The 21005-nt window shown below is 28.9% G+C and carries 17 protein-coding genes; 14 read left to right on the top strand and 3 right to left on the bottom strand.

All coding sequences use genetic code 11. The features are described from left to right. Positions 1 to 355 precede the first annotated feature (355 nt). From H3T96_RS11735 to H3T96_RS11670, 14 genes are all read left to right on the top strand, one after another. Positions 356 to 3694 carry a M23 family metallopeptidase gene (locus H3T96_RS11735; RefSeq protein ID WP_144092834.1) on the top strand — a complete coding sequence of 1113 codons (3339 nt, stop codon included), beginning with the start codon at positions 356 to 358 and terminating at the stop codon, positions 3692 to 3694. Positions 3695 to 3704: 10 nt separating this feature from the next. After that, positions 3705 to 4733, top strand: coding sequence for a hypothetical protein (locus H3T96_RS11730; RefSeq protein WP_144092832.1), 1029 nt, complete (start codon positions 3705 to 3707; stop codon positions 4731 to 4733). Between the two features lie 60 nt (positions 4734 to 4793). Next, positions 4794 to 5816 (top strand): hypothetical protein, encoded by a 1023-nt coding sequence (locus H3T96_RS11725; RefSeq protein ID WP_144092830.1) that lies wholly within the window; start codon positions 4794 to 4796, stop codon positions 5814 to 5816. Positions 5817 to 5876: 60 nt separating this feature from the next. After that, positions 5877 to 6899 carry a hypothetical protein gene (locus tag H3T96_RS11720; RefSeq protein ID WP_144092828.1) on the top strand — a complete coding sequence of 341 codons (1023 nt, stop codon included), beginning with the start codon at positions 5877 to 5879 and terminating at the stop codon, positions 6897 to 6899. A 60-nt stretch (positions 6900 to 6959) separates the two neighbouring features. Next, positions 6960 to 7991 (top strand): hypothetical protein, encoded by a 1032-nt coding sequence (locus H3T96_RS11715; protein ID WP_144092826.1) that lies wholly within the window; start codon positions 6960 to 6962, stop codon positions 7989 to 7991. Positions 7992 to 8190: 199 nt separating this feature from the next. Then, a complete protein-coding gene (locus tag H3T96_RS11710) occupies positions 8191 to 9225 on the top strand; it encodes a hypothetical protein (protein WP_144092825.1) in 1035 nt (344 codons plus the stop codon). A 149-nt stretch (positions 9226 to 9374) separates the two neighbouring features. Next, positions 9375 to 10397 (top strand): hypothetical protein, encoded by a 1023-nt coding sequence (locus H3T96_RS11705; protein ID WP_144092823.1) that lies wholly within the window; start codon positions 9375 to 9377, stop codon positions 10395 to 10397. 325 nt (positions 10398 to 10722) lie between these two features. Then, on the top strand, positions 10723 to 11466 hold the full coding sequence (locus H3T96_RS11700; protein ID WP_144092821.1) for a hypothetical protein: 744 nt from the start codon (positions 10723 to 10725) through the stop codon (positions 11464 to 11466). A 107-nt stretch (positions 11467 to 11573) separates the two neighbouring features. Next, positions 11574 to 11987, top strand: a complete 414-nt coding sequence (locus tag H3T96_RS11695) for a hypothetical protein (RefSeq protein WP_144092819.1) — start codon at positions 11574 to 11576, stop codon at positions 11985 to 11987. A gap of 417 nt (positions 11988 to 12404) precedes the next feature. After that, positions 12405 to 12812 carry a hypothetical protein gene (locus tag H3T96_RS11690; protein ID WP_144092817.1) on the top strand — a complete coding sequence of 136 codons (408 nt, stop codon included), beginning with the start codon at positions 12405 to 12407 and terminating at the stop codon, positions 12810 to 12812. After that, on the top strand, positions 12796 to 13509 hold the full coding sequence (locus tag H3T96_RS11685) for a tetratricopeptide repeat protein (RefSeq protein ID WP_186279278.1): 714 nt from the start codon (positions 12796 to 12798) through the stop codon (positions 13507 to 13509). Before H3T96_RS11690 ends, H3T96_RS11685 begins: the two co-directional genes overlap by 17 nt. A gap of 202 nt (positions 13510 to 13711) precedes the next feature. Beyond that, positions 13712 to 14254 carry a hypothetical protein gene (locus tag H3T96_RS11680; protein WP_144092813.1) on the top strand — a complete coding sequence of 181 codons (543 nt, stop codon included), beginning with the start codon at positions 13712 to 13714 and terminating at the stop codon, positions 14252 to 14254. Positions 14255 to 14397: 143 nt separating this feature from the next. Then, a complete protein-coding gene (locus tag H3T96_RS11675; RefSeq protein ID WP_144092811.1) occupies positions 14398 to 15165 on the top strand; it encodes a hypothetical protein in 768 nt (255 codons plus the stop codon). A 1183-nt stretch (positions 15166 to 16348) separates the two neighbouring features. Beyond that, the gene (locus H3T96_RS11670; RefSeq protein WP_198248655.1) at positions 16349 to 16903 is read left to right on the top strand and encodes a YbhB/YbcL family Raf kinase inhibitor-like protein; all 555 of its coding nucleotides are present in this window, start codon (positions 16349 to 16351) and stop codon (positions 16901 to 16903) included. A gap of 109 nt (positions 16904 to 17012) precedes the next feature. On the opposite strand, the gene mmuM is transcribed toward H3T96_RS11670, so the two are convergent. The 3 genes from mmuM to H3T96_RS11655 all read right to left on the bottom strand — a co-directional run bounded on the left by mmuM (position 17013) and on the right by H3T96_RS11655 (position 20981). After that, positions 17013 to 17954: a homocysteine S-methyltransferase gene (gene mmuM / locus H3T96_RS11665; RefSeq protein ID WP_144092809.1), complete on the bottom strand. Its 942-nt coding sequence runs from the start codon at positions 17952 to 17954 to the stop codon at positions 17013 to 17015. Continuing rightward, complete coding sequence (gene mmuP, locus H3T96_RS11660; protein ID WP_144092807.1) at positions 17944 to 19344, bottom strand: S-methylmethionine permease; 1401 nt, start codon at positions 19342 to 19344, stop codon at positions 17944 to 17946. The genes mmuM and mmuP overlap by 11 nt, the downstream gene beginning before the upstream one ends. An 86-nt stretch (positions 19345 to 19430) precedes the next feature. Continuing rightward, complete coding sequence (locus tag H3T96_RS11655) at positions 19431 to 20981, bottom strand: DUF945 family protein (RefSeq protein WP_144092805.1); 1551 nt, start codon at positions 20979 to 20981, stop codon at positions 19431 to 19433. Positions 20982 to 21005 lie beyond the last annotated feature (24 nt).

Below are 21005 nucleotides of genomic sequence, written 5' to 3'. Positions count from 1 at the left end.
GCTACTACTCAGAAATCAATTTTTAACTGGTATTGCGTTAATTTATTACTGTCATTACTAAGTTATCTATCTAATTTAAATTAAAAAACTTTTTTCAAAAAAAGATTGCAAATTATACGAGATAAGGTATTTTTATAAACCATTTTAGATTACTTTTATCACAAATTAATTTAAAAGAAATATAATTTATTGGCTATTCTAATTATATTCATGTTTAGTCTAAATAAAAAATAATACTAAAAATGGCATGTAAGGTATCAAAGAATAATAATCCTAGATTTAAAGATCTCCTTAGTGTTGCCATATTGTGTTTAAAAATAATTATTATAATATTTTGTAGGTTAAGGAATGAGCAATGTCATTGTCAGCAGTAAAAGAATGGAAATTTCCAGTTATTATTAATAGTAAAAAAGATCTTACAGTCAATAATTATTACAGTGCCTTATTGAAAGCGTCAAAAGGATTTTATCCAATTAGTATTAATCAGCTTATACATATGGGCATTCACTTTGATAAAACAGTACTTAAAGAATTAGGTGATGAAAACGAACGACAGGTTCATTGTATTGCCGATGGTGAAGTAGTTGCTTATCGAATTAATGATAACTATCAAAATATTAGCTATGGAGATACAGTTGCTTTCTACTCAACAGGTTTTGTTTTGGTACGTCATCTACTCGAAATGGAGCGAGTTGAAGAAAAAACAGAATCAACAGAGCCTGATACCGAAAATAGTTCAACAACAGAAAAACCTGCAGAAGATAATTCTCCCGCATCTTCTGCTTCTAAGACAAATGATACTGCAACTTCTACTAATTCAACGGCAGATAAAGCTGATACTACATCAGAAAATACCCCCACTGAACCGGAAAAAGAAAAACTGCCGCCGCATCAACTCTATTTTTATAGCCTTTATATGCATCTGGCCGATACTGCTTTTTATGATAAAAATTCTAAAACGTCAACACCTTCATTTTGGGAACAAGATATTTATCGTGTTCTACCTGACCATAAAGAATTGAATAAGGTAGAAGGATTATGTATTCGCGATAAAGCGGACAATTCAAAAAATGACAGTATATTAGCGGTATTACAAGTCGGTACCAAAGTAAATTTAAATCTCAATTTACATGACGAAAATCATAATTGGTATGCTGTTACAAGTTTAGCGGAAGGTTATTCCTCTATTCCCGAGTTAAAATCAATCAAACACACTCAAGGTGAGGCTCAAACAGACATTTTAGGTTGGATTTTTATTGGTAAAGAGATGACCTCGCAAGAATTTGAGATTTTAGAATTAAATGAGCACAAAAAACTTCTTTCAGGTCAATCTACAGAGCTTAGCATACTAACAAAAGAGTTTAATGCTACATGTGCAAGTTCTAAAGGATTAAGAGTTCGAAAAGATAAAAAAATCTTATCAATGCTACCTGGAGGAACCCAAGTTAAAATATCGGGAAATAAAAAAGCAAAACATTTTGTTGAGTTAACTGAAGTGATTCGGGATGGTAAACCCACCATTCCTTTACCAAAGGAAAACACAAAAATTTGGTTTGATTGCCTTGAAAGAATTTCCCGAGGAAAAGAATACAATGAAGTGGTTGTATTAGATACACCATCTCCAATAAAAGCTGGTGATTTGATTGGGCATATTGGGCATGACCATACCCCTAAGATATCACTTTCTCAGAACAACACTGAAATTAAATGCGAAACCAACTTGCATGTTGAATGTTTTACCTGTGATGACCTGCCTAACTTTATTGCACTAACTCAAGCAGAAGCCAGTAAGCTTCCTGAGGAAGAGAAGACCTTATTAGGTATTTCGAAACAAGCAAAACTACTTAAATCACCGAAAGATGCAGACACAGACGTGGGGCAACATACTGAGATTAAAGTAATCAGTAAAGATATCAATGTCAAATGGTTACAAATCGAAATCACCGCATCCAAAACTAAGAAAAAAACAGTATGGATAGAAAATAGTGAAGAGATATCAAAAAGCATAAATGCAAAGGGTAATATCTCTTTAGCGACTGATAAAAAAGCCTGGAGTGAATATCCATTACAGGCAAGCGCATTAGCGAATAATAGTTCGATTATTGATACTCCATTATTACTTGATATTAATAATGGAGTCTTTAAAAAGTTGAGTCATCGAGCTATTGATAAAGATGGCATATTATGGATTTTTATAGAGCATGCTCTTGATAAAAATAATGCTCCTATCCGTGGTTGGTTAGCCATAAATAGTGAAGGCGTAAAAAAAGTGAGTTGTTGGGATTGGTTTGATTTTAAGCTGATAGAAGAAAAGGCGACTACAAAAGAGTTTTATTTAGATGTTAAAAAGTCTTTATCTAGAGATAATACATCTCTTGGATCCTATAAACCGACGTTAAAAGAGACGTTAACAATTTTAGATAGGCAATATCATTTAGACCAAAAAAAATATGCCAAGATAGATGCAAAAAGTTTCAACGGAATCACGGATAAACCACAATTATCATCGGCACTTTCACGTTTACTGATTAAGAGCGAAAGTGAATGGTATAGTGAAATTGATGCACAAGGCAAAATACCCAAATGGGACGCCTTAGATAGTGAATTTAACGAGAAAGCAAAAAAAGTCTTGAGCTATTTAGAAGATGGTGATTCGGCAAAATGTGATGCTTATATAAGTACATTAGCAGAAAATGAACGAGAATCGGTAAAAAGAGGATTAGAATTAAAACGTCGAGAATTGCAGGCACAAGGAATCAATAATAATAAAACAATCCAAGATTTTTGTTATACAGAATTAAAACAAAAAGTAGCGCTTTGGGATAATGAAAAAGAAAAGATAAAAAAAATGTTATGGTGGGATGATGTTGCAAAAGGTTTAGCAAAACAAAACCAACAGAACAAATCAGAACAATCCAAAACGAACAATGAAAGTAATTCTTCAGATATCACGCTACCAGCTACTTTAAATCTTGATGGTCAGGCAAGTTTTATACACCCGATGATGTTAATTAACTATTTTAAAATTAAAGCCAGCCCTTGGCATGAACCTTTAAAAAATCCGCAACGGACTCGTTATAACAGTTCTAAAGACGATAGACCTTGGAATGGTGCTTATGGGCTTGTCAGAAATGGAGGTGAAAGAGCTCATGCTGGTTTAGATATATTTGCACGCATTGGAACCCCTTGTTATGCTTGTTTGGATGGTGAAATTGTTAAATTTGAGGATCAAGGTGATTATGGCAAAGTAATTGTGTTAAAAGTGAAAGGTGATGATTTACGTGCATCAAGAAATAATTATACATTAGAGTTTTCGGGTAAAGAAAAAAATGAAATAACTCAAGCAGTTGATTTTGATATAAATAGTGATTATTTTTATATTAGATATTGTCATGTACATGATACTAAAAAAGTACCAGGAATAAAAGTTGGCAGCAAGGTTAAAGCAGGTGATCATATTGGATATACATCTGACACAGGTAATGCAAAAAACCTTCCAAATACACATTTGCATTTAGAAATTGCTATGAAGCCTCGTTATAATCGATCTTTAGAGAAAAATGAGAAAGATAAACGAAAAATGAGTTTAGGTTATAAAATAAACCCTGCTTTCTTTGTCAACCTAAATCCAATAGATGAAGCAGATCAAAAAGACGCTGTAAAAAAAGGTAATAAATATTATAAACAAAATTAAAGGCAAGGATATGAGTATTTTAAAATCTATATTAATAATTGTTTTGCTTATTCCGCAAGTAACAGAGGCAATCTATCGAGTTTACAACGGAAATATGGGGGGGGATAAAGTTGAATTTTATTTGTTGGCCACACCTGATAGTAACTTTGATATTACTTATATTAAAGACAAAACATATGAAGTTGGAGATATAGGAGGACCTCAAAAAAAAGAAAACGATTATCATTTTAAAAACTTTACAACGATTGATACAGATAATGATAGTGATACTTTAATTATTAAAAATTTTGATTTTAGTTTAAACAAGGTAAAATCAGAAAGTAATTATTTATTTGGGTATTCAGAGAAATTTGGTGATTTTAAATTAAAAAAAGAATTTGAATATAATGTTTTTGCTGAAAACGGTTATGAGCTAACTCGAGTAGAATCTAAACAGTTATTTGATAATACTGAGTTTGAAAATATCGAATTTTTACAAAGAAGCTCAACCAAAGATTTTTATTTTAAAGTTATATTATCCAAAAAGAAAAAAGAAGATATTAAAATTACTGGCATCAATGTTTACAGTAAAAAAAATGGGGAGCTATTACAAACCATAAAGAATTCAAAAGGGTATGTTTTTTATACATTTCATGCTATACAAATTGGTGATTTTGATTTTGATGGTAATGAAAATGATTTTTTTCTTCAGGGTGCCGAGTCCCACGCCGCTAATGTCCCGCAAATATATTACGTCTATGATGAGTCACAAAATAAATATATTGAAGCGAATTTAGAAGGATATTCGATTCAGTTTGATTCAGAAAATAAAATAGCAACCAGTACAAAAACATGTGGTGATGTTTTTGTTGACCCAATGTTTTTTACCAAATTAAATAAACAATATCTTTTTAATAAAAACAAAAAAAAATATTATTACCAAGATCAATACTGCATTTCTTATGAAAATTCTGAGGAAAAATCTATTCATAAAAAATGTACTAAAAAAGAAAGATTGGATTGCGAAAAAGCTGTGGTAGAGGTTGGAGAGGAGCCTTAAACAAAATATTTAACTTGTTTAAGGTAGATAACTTATTAAAAAACTAAGACAAATATCATAATGAATACAATAAAATATATACTGATGATAGTTTTTCTTATTCCGCAAGTAACAGAAGCGGTCTATCGTGTCTACAGCGGAACTATGGGAGATAATAAAGTTGAATTTTATTTGTTGGCCACACCTGATAGTGACTTTCATGTTATTTTTATTGAAGATAAAACAAAGAAAATTGAGTATATGGGTGGGCCAAAAAAAATAAAAAACGACTATTATTTTGAAAATTATACAACGATTGATACAGTTAATAATAATGATACCTTAATTATTAAAAACTTCGATTTTGGCTTAAATCAGGTGAATTCAGAAAGCAATGAATTGTTTGGCTATTCACAGATATTTGGTGATTTTGTATTAAAAAAAGAATTTGAATATAATGTTGTTACTGAAAACGGTTATGGGATAAATCAAGTAGAATCTAAAAAATTATTTGATAATATTGAATTCAAAAATGTTGAATTCTTACAAAGAAGCTCAACCAAAGATTTTTATTTTAAAGTTATACTTTCCAAAAAGAAAAAAGAAGATATTAAAATTACTGGCATCAATGTTTACAGTAAAAAAAGTGGGGAGCTATTACAAACCATAAAAAATTCAAAAGAGTATATTTTTTATACATTTCAAGCTATACGAATCGGTGATTTTGATTTTGATGGTAATGAAAATGATTTTTCTCTGAATAATAGTGAATCTTATGCCGTCAATGTCCCACAAATATATTACATCTATGATGATTCACAAAATAAATATATTGAAGCGAATTTAGAAGGATATTCGATTCAGTTTGATTCAGAAAATAAAATAGCAACCAGTACAAAAACATGTGGTGATGTAATTACTTATTCATCTAATGTTTTATTAAAAGAATTATATTATTTTAATAATAAAGAAAAAAAATATACTTATATAGATAAGTATTGTGAAGCAATTCCAGATGGTGTTAATTATTATTTAAGACAATGTACCAAAAAAGAAAGACTGGATTGTGAAAAAGCTGTAGTAGAGGTTGGAGATGAGCCTTAAACAAAATATTTAACTTGTTTAAGGTAGATAACTTATTAAAAAATTAAGACAAATATCATAATGAATACAATAAAATATATACTGATGATAGTTTTTCTTATTCCGCAAGTAACAGAAGCAGTCTATCGTGTCTACAGCGGAAATATAGGGGATGATAAAGTTGAATTTTATTTGTTGGCCACACCTGATAGTAACTTTGATATTACTTATATTAAAGACAAAACATATGAAGTTGGATATATAGGAGGACCTCAAAAAAAAGAAAACGATTATCATTTTAAAAACTTTACAACGATTGATACAGATAATGATAGTGATACTTTAATTATTAAAAATTTTGATTTTAGTTTAAACAAGGTAAAATCAGAAAGTAATTATTTATTTGGGTATTCAGAGAAATTTGGTGATTTTAAATTAAAAAAAGAATTTGAATATAATGTTTTTACTGCAAACGGTTATGAGCTAACTCGAGTAGAATCCAAACAGTTATTTGATAATACTGAGTTTGAAAATATCGAATTTTTACAAAGAAGCTCAACCAAAGATTTTTATTTTAAAGTTATATTATCCAAAAAGAAAAAAGAAGAAATTAAAATTACTGGCATCAATGTTTACAGTAAAAAAAATGGGGAGCTATTACAGACCATAAAAAATTCAAAAGAGTATGTTTTTTATACATTTCATGCTATACAAATTGGTGATTTTGATTTCGATGGTAATGAAAATGATTTTTTTCTTCAGGGTGCTGAGTCCCACGCCGCCAATGTCCCGCAAATATATTACGTCTATGATGATTCACAAAATAAGTATATTGAAGCGAATTTAGAAGGATATTCGATTCAGTTTGATTCAGAAAATAAAACAGCAACCAGTACAAAAACATGTGGTGATGTAATTACTTATTCATCTAATGTTTTATTAAAAAAATTATATTATTTTAATAATAAAGAAAAAAAATATACTTATATAGATAAGTATTGTGAAGCTATTCCAGATGGTGATAATTATTATTTAAGACAATGCACCAAAAAAGAAAGACTGGATTGTGAAAAAGCTGTAGTAGAGGTTGGAGATGAGCCTTAAACAAAATATTTAACTTGTTTAAGGTAGATAACTTATTAAAAAACTAAGACAAATATCATAATGAATACAATAAAATATATACTGATGATAGTTTTTCTTATTCCGCAGGTAGCTGAAGCAATCGATCGGGTCTACGTTGGAAATATGGGGGATAGAAAAGTTGAGTTTTATATTAGTGCTATATCCGAAAATGACTTTGATATAATTTATCTTGATTATAAAACAAAAACAATTAGTTATTTAGGTTTGGCTAGAAAAGGAGATGATGGTTATCATTTTAGATACAACATAAATGATAATTTGGATACAAAAGATGAAATGTTTATTAAAGATTTTGATTTTGGTGAAAACCAAATAAACTCTAAAAATAATTATTTAGTCGGTTCATCGCAAACATTTGGTGATTTTAAGTTGGAAAAGAAATTTGAATATAATTTATCTTGGCCATTAATTGATAATTCGGATAAAAAAAAGCTTAATGAGGCAAAACAGCTTATTAAAAATACTGAATTCAAAAATGTCGAATTTTTACAAAGAAGTTCAACCAAAGATTTTTATTTCAAAGTATTATCATCTAAAGAGAAAGAAGATTATATTAAAATTATTGGTATCAATATTTACAGTAAAAAGAATGGCGAATTATTGCAAAGTATAAAAAGTTTAAAGGGATATCCTTTTCAATCTTTTAATGTCCTACAAATCGGTGATTTTGATTTTGATGGTAATGAAAATGATTTTTTTCTTCAAAATGCCGAATCTCATGCCGACAATGTCCAACAAATATATTACATCTATGATGAGTCACAAAATAAATATATTGAAGCGAATTTAGAAGGATATTCGATTCAGTTTGATCCAGAAAAGAAAACAGCAACCAGTACAAAAACATGTGGTGATGTTTTTGTTGATCCAATGTTTATCAAATTATATAAACAATATCTTTTTAATAAAAACAAAAAAAAATATGATTATCAGGATCAATACTGCATTTCTTATGAAAATTCTGAGGAAAAATCTATTGATAAAAAATGTACTAAAAAAGAAAGACTGGATTGTGAAAAAGCTGTAGTAGAGGTTGGAGATGAGCCTTAAACAAAATATTTAACTTGTTTAAGATAATTAAGTTATTAAGAGCTCCATTAAAATTGTGATTGATCAGATAAATACCTAAGAGATAAAAGAAAGATATGAACGAACTACATAGCAGTGGAGTAATGAAAAATATTCCAAACTGGAATCACAAAATAAACTTTGTCCCGTCGAAAAAATAATCTCATATGGAATTATTTAAATGATAAATTTAAAAAAAGTTTTATTTATTATGATGGTGTTTTTTTCTAATTTTGCATTAGCTAATTACACTATTTATGAGGGTACAATTGGAAAAAATAAGGTGGAGCTTTATTTTGATGCCTTTTATGACAATGATATAAATATTATTTATCTTAATAATGATTCTTTTGAGCCAAAGCAACTTGATAATATTCATAATGCTCAAATTGAAAATGGGTTAGTTTTCAACGTTCCTAAAACTAATTTTGGTGAAGATTTTATAGATACCATAGTAATAAAAAACATTGATTTTAATAAGGATCGCTCAATAATCTTGAATCAAAATTTAGAAGGTTATTCTAAAAAATATGGTGATTTTAAATTAGTTAGAAAATTTGATTATGAATTTACATATAATGATGATAATAATTTAAAATTAAAGAATAATATTGAATTTGAAAAAGAAGAAATTATACAAAGAGAATCAACCAAAGATTATTATTTTAAAACACTTGTTTCAAAGAAGAAAGGAGAGTTTCTAAAAGTTGTTGGAATAAATGTTTATCGTAAAAAAGACGGTAGCTTACTTCAAACAATCAATGATTTGAAAGATTTTGGTTTTCTTTCGTTTACTAGTATATATACAAATCGCGATGCCAATTTTGATGGGAAAGATAACGATTTCTATATTTCTAAATCGAAAGAGAGTATCAACGATAGTAATGTAATTGATGCGTATTTTTCCTATGATGAAAAACAAAACAAATTTGTTTATCTAAATTTGACTGGACGATTTATTACCTTTGATTCAGATAAAAAAACCGCAAAAAAAGAGAAAATATGTCCTATAAAAACGGCAATGACAAGGGCTACTATTACAGATTTGTATGAATATTCAGATGATAAAAAATACACTCTTACTAATTCAAAATGTGAATTAATTAAATACTCGGAAAACGGAGAAAAAATTCTACTTTCACGCGCCTGCAATAAAAAGGAGAAACTTTTTTGCCAAAAAGCTAGCGAATTACTGATAGATGAATATGCGGATTAAACACCATATTATAGAAATGCCTATTTTAAAATAGGCATATTAGAGAACAATCAAATTGTTTAAAGGTGTTAATTATAAAAGATGAATAACAACAATTAGTTATCTTTTGTGCTGTTTAAGTAATTTAATAAGTTAAGATGAATTAAATAATGAAAACAATAAAATATATAATGATGATGGTTTTTCTTATTCCGCAAGTAACAGAGGCCATCTATCGTGTCTACAGCGGAAATATGGGAGATAATAAAGTTGAATTTTATTTGTTTGCCACATCTGATAGTAACTTTCATATTATTTATATTGAAGATAAAACAAAGAAAATTGAGTATATGGGGGCTCCTAAAAAAATAGAAAACGACTATCATTTTGAAAATTATACAACGATTGATACAGTTAGTGGTAAGGATACCTTAATCATTAAAAACTTTGATTTTAGCTTTAACAAGTTGAACTCAGAAAGCAATGAGTTGTTTGGCTATTCACAGATATTTGGTGATTTCAAATTAGAAAAAAAATTCGAATATAATGTAGAATGGGAAAATGGTGATGATAGAAATTGGAAAGATTCTAAACAATTATTTGATAATATTGAATTCAAAAATGTTGAATTTTTGCAAATGAACTCAACCAAGGATTTTTATTTTAAAGTCGTATTATCCAAAAAGAAAAAAGAAGATATTAAAATTACTGGCATCAATGTTTACAGTAAAAAAAATGGGGAGCTATTACAAACTATTAAAAGTTCAAAAGGGTATATTTTTCATACATTTCAAGCTATACGAATCGGTGATTTTGATTTTGATGGTAATAAAAATGATTTTTCTCTGAATAATAGTGAATCTTATGCCGTCAATGTCCCACAAATATATTACATCTATGATGATTCACAAAATAAATATATTGAAGCGAATTTAGAAGGATATTCGATTCAGTTTGATTCAGAAAATAAAATAGCAACCAGTACAAAAACATGTGGCGATGTAGTTATTTATTCATCTAATGTTTTATTAAAAAAATTATATTATTTTAATAATAAAGAAAAAAAATATACTTATATAGATAAGTATTGTGAAGCTATTCCAGATGGTGTTAATTATTATTTAAGACAATGTACTAAAAAAGAAAGACTGGATTGTGAAAAAGCTGTAGTAGAGGTTGGAGATGAGCCTTAAACAAAATATTTAACTTGTTTAAGGTAATTAAATTATTAAGAACTTCATTAAAATTGTGATTGATCACATTATTAACTAAGTAAATATCTAAAAAATAGAAGAAAGGTATGGATGAACTGCATAGCAGTGGAGTAATGAAAAATATTCTAATCTTGAATCAGTTAATAAACTTTGTTCCGTCGATAAAAATAATCTTATATGGAATTATTTGAATGGTAGAAATTGAAAATAATTCGTATAAAGTATTTTTTTAAAATAAATAAGCTAGGCAACTATTTAACTAAAAAAGGATTAGTAAATACCTTAATCAAGGCAAAATACAATAATGAAATTTAAATTAATATTAACTATCTTTTTGATGATTTTTTTTGGAAATTCATATGCTGAAAAAGTCACATTTAATATCGATCATAATGTGGTTAACCGCGCAAAATTTAATCCCGAAATCGAAAAAGATTTTATTGAACTTTATCAAAATAATAAATTAATTACAAAAATTCCAAGTTTTGATGAGGATGCTGGAAATCATGTCGAGAAAATATTAACTCGATATGATGAGGATAATATCATTAGGGTGATTACTCATTTCCCTGATCGAGGTCATTTTAAAATATATTATGATATAGGATTTAATAAAAATAGAAATTTATTTACGCTAAATAAAGTAAGTTTCGAATCACAAGTGTGGTCATCGGATACAGATGTTACCACTATTTATTGTTACCATCAAATCAATCAAGAGCTAAATGAGTTAATGAATGATGATGATTGGTTTCATAAAATACGGCCTACCTATTATGGATGGGAAAATGGTACAGTAAAAGGGAATTGTATTGTAAGCAATAAAGTAGTTGATTACGAAAATTCTTACAATATTATTATGAAATCCCACCTATTTGATAAACCCGATAAAAATAATATGACAAATATGTATTTGATCAAGGGAGATATCGTTGATTTAGTACGATCACAAAATAATTTTTATGAGATTAATTATACAACAAAAAAAAATAAGATAATTAAAAAATGGCTTCACTGTTCTGCTATTGATGCTTGTATCAAAGATTAATAAAACAACATACACGGCACGAAAAAACATTTGAAACTAAAATTGACATTGTTGCCAATCCTGAGTTGACTAAATAGAGTTGATGATTGTTTAAAGGTAAAGATTGAATGAAAATTAATTGTATATTCAAAATACTTTTTATTTTATTGTTTCTGTTTAACTTTAATTATTTACATGCATTACCTAAAGAAGGCTGTTGGACTGAAGAAATCTATACAGATAATAATGAAATACCCTATAGTATTTTCTCAATAGAGTTAAAATTTGAGGATAATGACAAAGTTAATGGCGAAGTATGTTCAATTATTCAGTATGGTAATAAAAATGATTGTCCTATTCTTTTTTCTTCTACCTTAATTGACAATAAAATTAAAGTTCATTTTGATAGTACTTTTGGCGGTATAAATGGTTTAGCGGTTATAACAATTCAAGGTAATAATTTAAGCTGGGATTTAATTAATGCTCCTGAAGGTGAATATTATCTTGTTAAAAAAGCATTATTACTTCCAGAAAAAAACTAATATTAGAAAAGCTTTAGAGTAAATCGCTAAGGAGATATTCACTTATTGTTGCGATTTTTTATTTCAAAAGAATTTACAACTTTTACAGTATTAATTGCTAACAAATTGGTTTAACAGTTATATAACATAGTACAAATTTAATATTGATATCGTAAATAACAGATTGTTTATTATAATTATTTTTAATGAAAACTATTGTTTAAGTTAAATAATAATCTATTGATTCTGTTTTATAAAATGGTTACCTATCCATCCGTGAGCTGACTAATCACCTCGATGTGGATAAATTCATTCTCGATAAATGGACATGAACGGGTATCAAATAAAATTAGCTATTTAAAACTAGTAATTTAATACTGTCAGATGATAGTTATTTCCCAAAATATTTTATAAGGAAGATTATAAGGATATTACATAATGAAAAGAATAATTTTTTTATCACTCATTCCACTATTCTTGTTTGACAATGTTTTTGCCAATAATCAAAAAGAACACATTGATATTCGTGCAGCACGGTCAGCCGCTAATCATAGTGGTCCTTTTTGTTACTCTTTACGCATTATTTATTATCCAAATGGTCAAACTAAAGAACAGGGTTGCCAAGGGCATTATAATGCGACAGGTATTTCTGTAGGTAATTGGTATGAATATGATTTATTAGGTATGCCTGTTCGCACGAATTATTATCATCCTGATGAGTTTGGCAAAGATTATAAGATTATTACAACTTATGATAAAAATGGTAAGGTATTAACTAAAAAAATATATAATTATGATGATTTATATGAAACAGAGGAAGAAGAACTTAATGAAATACCTCAATAAAAAATTTATTACAGCAGTCGGATTAACTTGCATTTTGTTGGTAATAAATCTTGCAAAGGCTGATATCGATAACGAAAATAATTTAATCATTAAAGCAGAAAATGGAGATAAGGTTGCTCAGTATCATTTAGCAAATTTGTTGTTATCGAAAAACGTTGATGGAAAATATAATGATAAAATTTTTTATTGGTATCAGCAATCAGCAGAACAAGGATATGCTGAAGCTGAATTTGCTTTATCTGTTATTTATTCAGAGCGCGGTGATTCTAAACAATCGCTTATTTGGTTAGAAAAAGCCGCAAAACAAAATCATACAAAATCTCAATATAAATTAGGCATAGATTATCTATTTGGATTTGGTGTTGAAGTAGACAATTCAAAAGCATTATATTTTTTAGAAAAATCGGCTCAACAAGATTATATACCCGCCCAAGTTGAATTAGGTAATTTATATTTAACAACTGGTGGATTGGGTTCAGATTTAGATAGCTACAAAAAAGGGGTTTATTGGTATGAAAAAGCAGCGCAAAAAAATAATGCGTTTGCTCAACTTAACTTAGGTATTATTCAAATGGCTCAATCAAATTACCAGCAAGCATTATTGTGGCTTAATCAAGCTTGCAAAAATGATTTAACCGATGCTTGTCAACTGGCTTCTAAGATTAAGACCAAAAAAATACGCTCTAAAAATAGATAATTGCCTATTTGATTTTCAGAGAAAGGTAAATATTTCTAGAGATTTATCCAAGTTGATAAAAAAATATTTATAAATAATCATTAACAATTTAATTATGAACGTTGTTGGTGACAAGGCTGAATCTAACAAATTATATACAAAGGATAATTATCTATATTCCCTTGTTTTAGATGGTAATCCTCATAAAAATTAAGGCAATTCTATGAAATTTCTAGTTTTAATTTTATTGATTTTCCCTAAATTACTATTAGCCCAAGAGGTATTTATTGATTCTTCAAATAAGGAATATTTATATTTAGGAAGTACACAAAATAATGAACAGAGTTTTATGGATTTAAACACAGGAACGATAGATTGGATAAATAAAGCCAAAGTAGAACAAATGCAACAGATAGATATGTTATCACCAACAGAATTTTGGAATAAAGTTACCAATAATTCAATCGGGTTTTATGCAAGTGGCTATGAACCATTTTGGAATGCAAAAATAACTAAAAATAGATTACAGTTTCTTCATTTGAAAGAAGACAACATAGCAATAAAAATCGATATAAAAAACTCTGCTATAACAGATAATTTTGTCGCTTTTTTTCATTCAAAAAATGGTGTTATTGGATTAATCCGAGCTCTTAATAAGGAATCTAAATGTGAAATCAATATTGATGAACCTGATTCAATATATGAAATTTTTATAAACTATAAAGGTCAAGTTTTTGAAGGCTGTGCTTATTTAGATAAATTATGAGAAATATTTTAAATATTATACCTAATGGATAAAATATTGAGATCAAAAAAACTTTTTTGTAATAACATTATATCGTTAATTATAAAAAACAATAAACAAAGACAAGTAAGGATTTGTTCAGCAAGGATTTATTAGGAAAGCATATGTTTCGTTATTTTTATTTATTAACTTTTCTATTTTTATCATTTATTTCATTTTTAACAAAAGCCGATCATACTAAAACTTGGATTGTATCAAAAGTATACATTAGCGATACAATCCATACAAAAAAAGTAACTTCAGATGATCCAATATATCTTTATAGAATATTTGAATTAGATGAACATAGTATAAAAACGAATATTTTTTCAGATAGTAATATTGAAACTTGCTTAAATTATAAGATTAAAAAATTTAAGATTAATTTTGATGACTTACTCAATAATAATATGGCAAGAAATAAAGATGAAATTTTAACAGCAAAATCTTTTGATATTGAAATAGAGCAACCAATAAATCAAATAGATATTTTTTGTCCCAATATCAATGAAACTTGGACACTTTATGAGAAAAAAAAGAATGAATATTTAATAATAAATACTTATGATTCAATCTTAGAGTTAAAAAGCATAGAAAAAGAGAACGTTAAACCTAGTTTTTCTTGTCATAATGCCAAAAAATTATCTGAAAAACTGATCTGTCAAAATATGTATCTTTCTGGGTTAGATAAAAGTATTCATGATATCTATTTCAATATAAGAAAGGATTATATCTACAATGATTCTTTACAAGAGTTCGGGGAAATTAACAACAGACAGAAAGAATTTATCAGAAAAAGAGATTTATGTACTGACGAAAAATGTTTAATAGATATTATGTCTGAATACACTATTGAGTTACATAATGATATGCCTTTAATCACACCTTATTAATACTAAGCAGGGGAGCTTTTAAAAGATCAGCAAATTATCTGGTAGATTGGGTGAATTTAGATTACATATTACCTAATAAAATAATCAATGGATTAACAGAATCAAAAACTAGAACATCGAGCTAGAATATCACTCTACAATCATATTATTTTATCTCTGTTCATAATTAAATTTAATTCTGTCAATTATGTTTTTGCAAAACAAGATAGCGAAGATTTGACTAAAAATCTTAATTCTTTTCCTGTTCAATTGAATTGAAGAATGGAAAATGTAAATTTTGCTAATCATTTTAAACTAGATGATTATGGATGTGGTTCAACATTTTGTTGAAAGATAACCAAGCTATTAACGAATGAAGTTATGGAATTATCCAATATTTATTTGATTGAAAATGATTATAGTGAAAATCAATTTTCAATTGAATATCATTTGAATTTTAGTTTAATTGTTAGTTACGAACTTTTAGAAAATTATATTAAAAATCAAAATGATGATGCCTTTGAAAAAAGTATTATAATTCCACTAATAATAGATTAAATTTGTTAATAGTATTTAAATTCATTACACTGAAGTTTATACTAAACCATAATAATAATTATGATGACACTTTTATTATTTTTGCCTTATTTCATTAAGATGCAAGCGTAAGGAAAAATAATACAGCTATCCTATTGAAAAGCAAAACAATAAACCTTTATTTATTCTATTAATGCGATATGAATTTCAAGATAATGCTTATTGGTCTTTCATTCGCGATGATGCTTTTTAAATCTATCATAATAAGAAAACTACATTACAAACTTCATTATATTGGTTACAACATTAGTTAAAAAGTACGTATTATCATTTTAATATCGTAAATAATAAAATTTTAACAACATAACACTATGTTTTTAAAAAATAAATTAATACAAACGATTTATGCCAAAATAGAAAATATTAAATAATAAAATAAGTAATGATAAAAAATGAAACGGTATAGACATCTGAATATTTTTTACAAATATACCGTTGTAATTAATATGTTTATCTAACGCAAATAATTATATAAATATTAAAATAACAAACTAATTATTATTTTAAATAAATCAAAAAAATAATATTTATCTTTTCATAAACAACGTTTATAGTATCCACAAAATTTAATTGTATTAATTTAATAAAATAATATATAAGGATTCATATGAATATGATTAATAAACTAAAACCGATAATGTGTTGTGCCTTAATGTTAGGGTCTGCGAGCTGTTTAGCATCCGAAATGCAGTTAGCTGTTCCTGATCTTGTCAAAGATGGTTTTACTAATAAATTTATTTATAATCAATTCGGTTGCCAAGGAGAAAATATATCACCCAATATTTCGTGGCATAATGTACCTAAAGATGCAAAAAGTTTAGTAGTAACTATGTATGATCCTGATGCGCCGACGGGCTCTGGCTGGTGGCATTGGACAGTAGTTAATATTCCTGTTGATGTAACTGCACTTAAGCGTTCTGCTGGTAATAACCCTGATCTATTACCTAAAGGTAGCCAAGTGGTGCGTAATGACTTTGGGGTAGCGAGTTACGGCGGCCCATGTCCTCCTGAAAAATCTGACCATCGTTATCAATTTACATTATATGCACTTGATATTGATCATATAGACGTAAATGAACAAACTACACCAGCGTTAATTGGATTTATGGTTAATTCGCATTTCATTTCTAAAGCAACGGTAACTTATAATTACTCACGATAAAAAATTTAATTAATTATTGAATAACAACTACCGAATTAATATAAATTCGGCAGTTGTTAGGTTGTTTTACATAAGTACTTATATAGGGATAGTTGTGGACAAAATAAAGCTATTTTTTATTTAATAATTGATGAATTTCAACAATATCTTCTGGGGTTGTTTGGCAACAACCGCCGATTAATTTGGCACCTAATTTTATCCATGTATCTAACTGATTGGCAAAAGTACAGTTGTGATGATGATTTTTATGCCATTGTTTGGTGGTAGGGTCATACTCCTCGCCTGAATTAGGATAAACAATCAACGGTTTACTGGTTAGTTTACTTAGTACTCCTAAAGCAGGTGTAACTTTTTCTAGGGCGATGCAATTAATGCCAACACTGACAATTTGCTCAATGCTATTTAGATATTCAATAACCTCTGTTAATGGTGTTCCGTCGCTAATATGTTGTTGATCTTTTAATGTCAATGAAAACCAGCAATTAACCATTGGAAATTGTTGTATTAATTTAACCAAAGCTTTAATTTCCAAAAATGATGGCATCGTTTCACAGGCTAAAATATCTACACCTGCATCGATAAGTGCTGTAACCCGATCTTTATGAAATGCAATAAATTCACTCTCGCTAAGCTGATAATCGCCCGTGTATTCCGAGCCATTGGCAAGATAAGCGCCATATGGACCAACGGAACCGGCAATTAAGAGAGCTTTATCCTGTTTTATATCGTTTAGATATTGCATTTTTGCTTGTTGGGCTAATTTTACGCTGGTTTTAATTAATTTGATGGATTCTTCCAGCTCAATCCCTTTTTGGGCGAATCCCATTGGCGTTGCTTGATAGCTCGCAGTAATGGCGCAATCGGCACCAGCTTTAAAATAATCATAATGTACTTGTTGAATTAATTCAGGCTGTTCAATTAATACTTTGGCTGACCATAGATTGTCATTAAGATCGCAGCCACGACGTTGCAGTTCACTTGCTAACGCTCCATCAATGATCATGTATTTTTTCTGTTCTAAAATCAGTTTTATAGGATTATTATCTTTCATGATTTCTAACTTGTTTTTTCAATGCTTGGGTTAAATGATGAACAATAAAGCAAACAATCACAAACGGAATGCCACAATATAGCGCAATACGTTGTTCAGGATCAAACGCTAAACCGATACAAGCAACTAGACAAAGAATAAAACCTAAAATTGGCACAAATGGATATAATGGAGCTTTAAATTTAAGGTTTTTTTGCTCGGATGTAGATAATTGTTTTCTATAAAAATAGTGAGAAGCACAAATACTTAACCATACCGCTACAACTGCAAATCCAGAAATTGCCGTTAAAGCAACAAATACGGTATTAGGAGCAATGATACTTGAAAATAGAGCTAATAATCCTCCTAACATACTGACAGCAATAGCTGTTGTTGGGATTCCTTTATTGGTTAATTGAGCAAAGCATTTTGGTAACGTACCTTGATTTGACAGTGACCACAACATGCGGCCTGAAGCATAAAGTCCAGAATTTGCTGCGGATAAAATCGCAGTTAAAATTACAAAGTTAAAGATATCAGCAGCATAAGGAATGCCAATATTTTCAAATACCATCACAAACGGACTAGTCACAACGCTAGCTTGTTCCATTGGTAAAAGTGCAGCTAATACAAAAATGGTGCCAACAAAAAAGATGATTAATCGGAAAATAGTGGTTTTTATGGCTAACGGAATTGATTTTTCAGGGTTATGGGTTTCACCCGCAGCAATACCAATAAGCTCTGTTCCTGAAAATGCAAAGTTTACCGATACCATTGTCATGACTATTGGGATTATGCCATTAGGGAACCAACCATGATCAGTAATGTTGTGTAAGAATGGCGCAGGCATATCATTTTTCATTGGAATAAAACCAAATATAGCCGCCGTACCAGCAATAATAAATACGACAATGGTGATGACTTTAATTATTGAGAACCAAAATTCACTTTCAGCAAAAAATTGTGCTGTAATAATATTTAGTGCAAAAATCACTAAACAAAAAATTAAACACCAAACCCATACTTGAATATCTGGGAACCAGTATCGCATACACATGCCCGCAGCAGTTAAGCTTGAACCTAATGCAACAGTCCAAGTTAACCAATATAACCAAGCAACTGTATAGCCAGTAGCGGGACTGATAAAGCGCGAAGCATAAGTATGAAAGGCCCCTGTTTCAGGCATGGCAACAGCTAACTCACCCAAGCATAACATGACCAAATACACCACTAACGCACCAATTAAATAGGAGATTATTGCACCAACTGCACCAGCAGTGGCAATAATGTATCCAGTATTAAAAAATAACCCAGTACCAATTACGCCACCTAAAGATAGCATAATTAAGTGTCGGGTTTTCATGGTGCGTTTGAATTGATTTTTATTTTTGGGTATAGAATGAGTATTCATAAATATATTATTTTTAGCGTTTAAAGGTTAATATTCCGTCAGTGAAACTGACGGAAAAGGCTAATTGAATTGTTCACTTTAATTTATTAAAAATTATAAAAGAAATCTTTCTTTGACATGATTTCACCATTGACTTGAACTTCATCACTATCTTTGGTGAGACTGATATCTGAAAAAATACCGTCGGTTTGACCATTATTGAAAACAAAAAATGGTATGTTACCCAAAAACATTTCAGTACTTAACTTAATGTTTGATTTGACGCTTCTAACATGTTGTTCAGTAACTTCACTGTATTGAGGGTTTTCGAATTGTGCATAAAATCGAGCCATAACATCAAATGGAGCTTCAACTTTTAATTTAAATGTATCTATTCTTTCATCAGTATCTTTTCCGGTGTCATCTCCACTGTTAAGAATATAATTTAAATCGTTAATATCTAGAACAAAATTTATATTAATATCACCCGCATCATTATGCCAGTTGAACTTATTAAGTGTGAGGGTTGTATTAAATGGCATGTCCTCAACAAAGTCTTCTAAATCATCTAAATAGTCCATATAAAATCCTTTAAAAATATCTTTCTTGTCGAAACCTTTAAAGTTTAAATCTAATGAACCATTACCTAAGTTTTGTTTGCCATAGATAATTGAATCAACACTTGTGAATAATGATCCATCAACCGCGTGGTTTTTGGGGTTTAATTCCATTTGCTGGTTTAAAACGAATTTATTCAATTCAATGTTATTAACTGCATTAGATGTACTTCTATTAGTTGATACAGTTAATCGATTAATTTCACTTTGATCACTGATCTTATAGTCTTTATAATTAACATTTCCTTTGGAAGTTAAATCATTAAAATCAATATCGGTATAGGAACCATATTCAATACTTTTCATTTTTAAACTACTTATATTTATATCATAGTCAACAGTAGTTTTATTTTGTTCTGGTTTAAATGACATATTTAAGCCATTGAAAGAAATCACGTTATTTGGATCTATTACAAGATTAAGTTTATCAAGAGATGCTTGCATCGTTAGGTCAGATTCATTATTTTGCTTTTCAAATACAATATTCCATTTACCTAATTCAAATATACCGTCATCCTCAATAAGATCAAAGTCGGAATGGGTTAGTTTGATGCTTTCAGTTGCTAATTTAACGGTAAGATAATCGCTGTAACTTAAACCAGCATGACCAGAAATATAAGGTTTATTGCCAGCTAATTTCCATAGTGTTGGATTGGTTTTTTCGGTTATAGCAAATTCTAACCAAGCTAACTGAGGGGAAAATGAACCATTAGCAAGGGCGGCTAAAGGGAAAGGTCCGTGATGAATGGTTGCATCATCATCATATAATACAATAACAGAACCATCATCATCATTAATTATTTGGTTTTTTTGTGTCAAGGTGACTTTAAGATGTGTTTTGGTCGAAAATATCCCTTTTTCATCATTATTATGTGAAATTTGTAGATTAAACATTTGTTGACTACTGTTAACCTGCTGGGCAAACACAGCTAAGTCAGTGTCCAGGTTTTCTTCGATTAAGTTTCCGGTATGCATTGAGGTGCCAATATATCCGAATGCTAATATTGCAATAACTCCTGTCGCTACTATACTTTTTTTCATCTTAATTCTCTTTTTATAGTTTAT

Origin of the sequence: Gilliamella sp. W8136, assembly GCF_016101285.1 — a bacterium.
Lineage (GTDB): Bacteria > Pseudomonadota > Gammaproteobacteria > Enterobacterales > Orbaceae > Gilliamella > Gilliamella apicola_N.
This window is presented reverse-complemented; position numbering and strand designations above follow the sequence as displayed.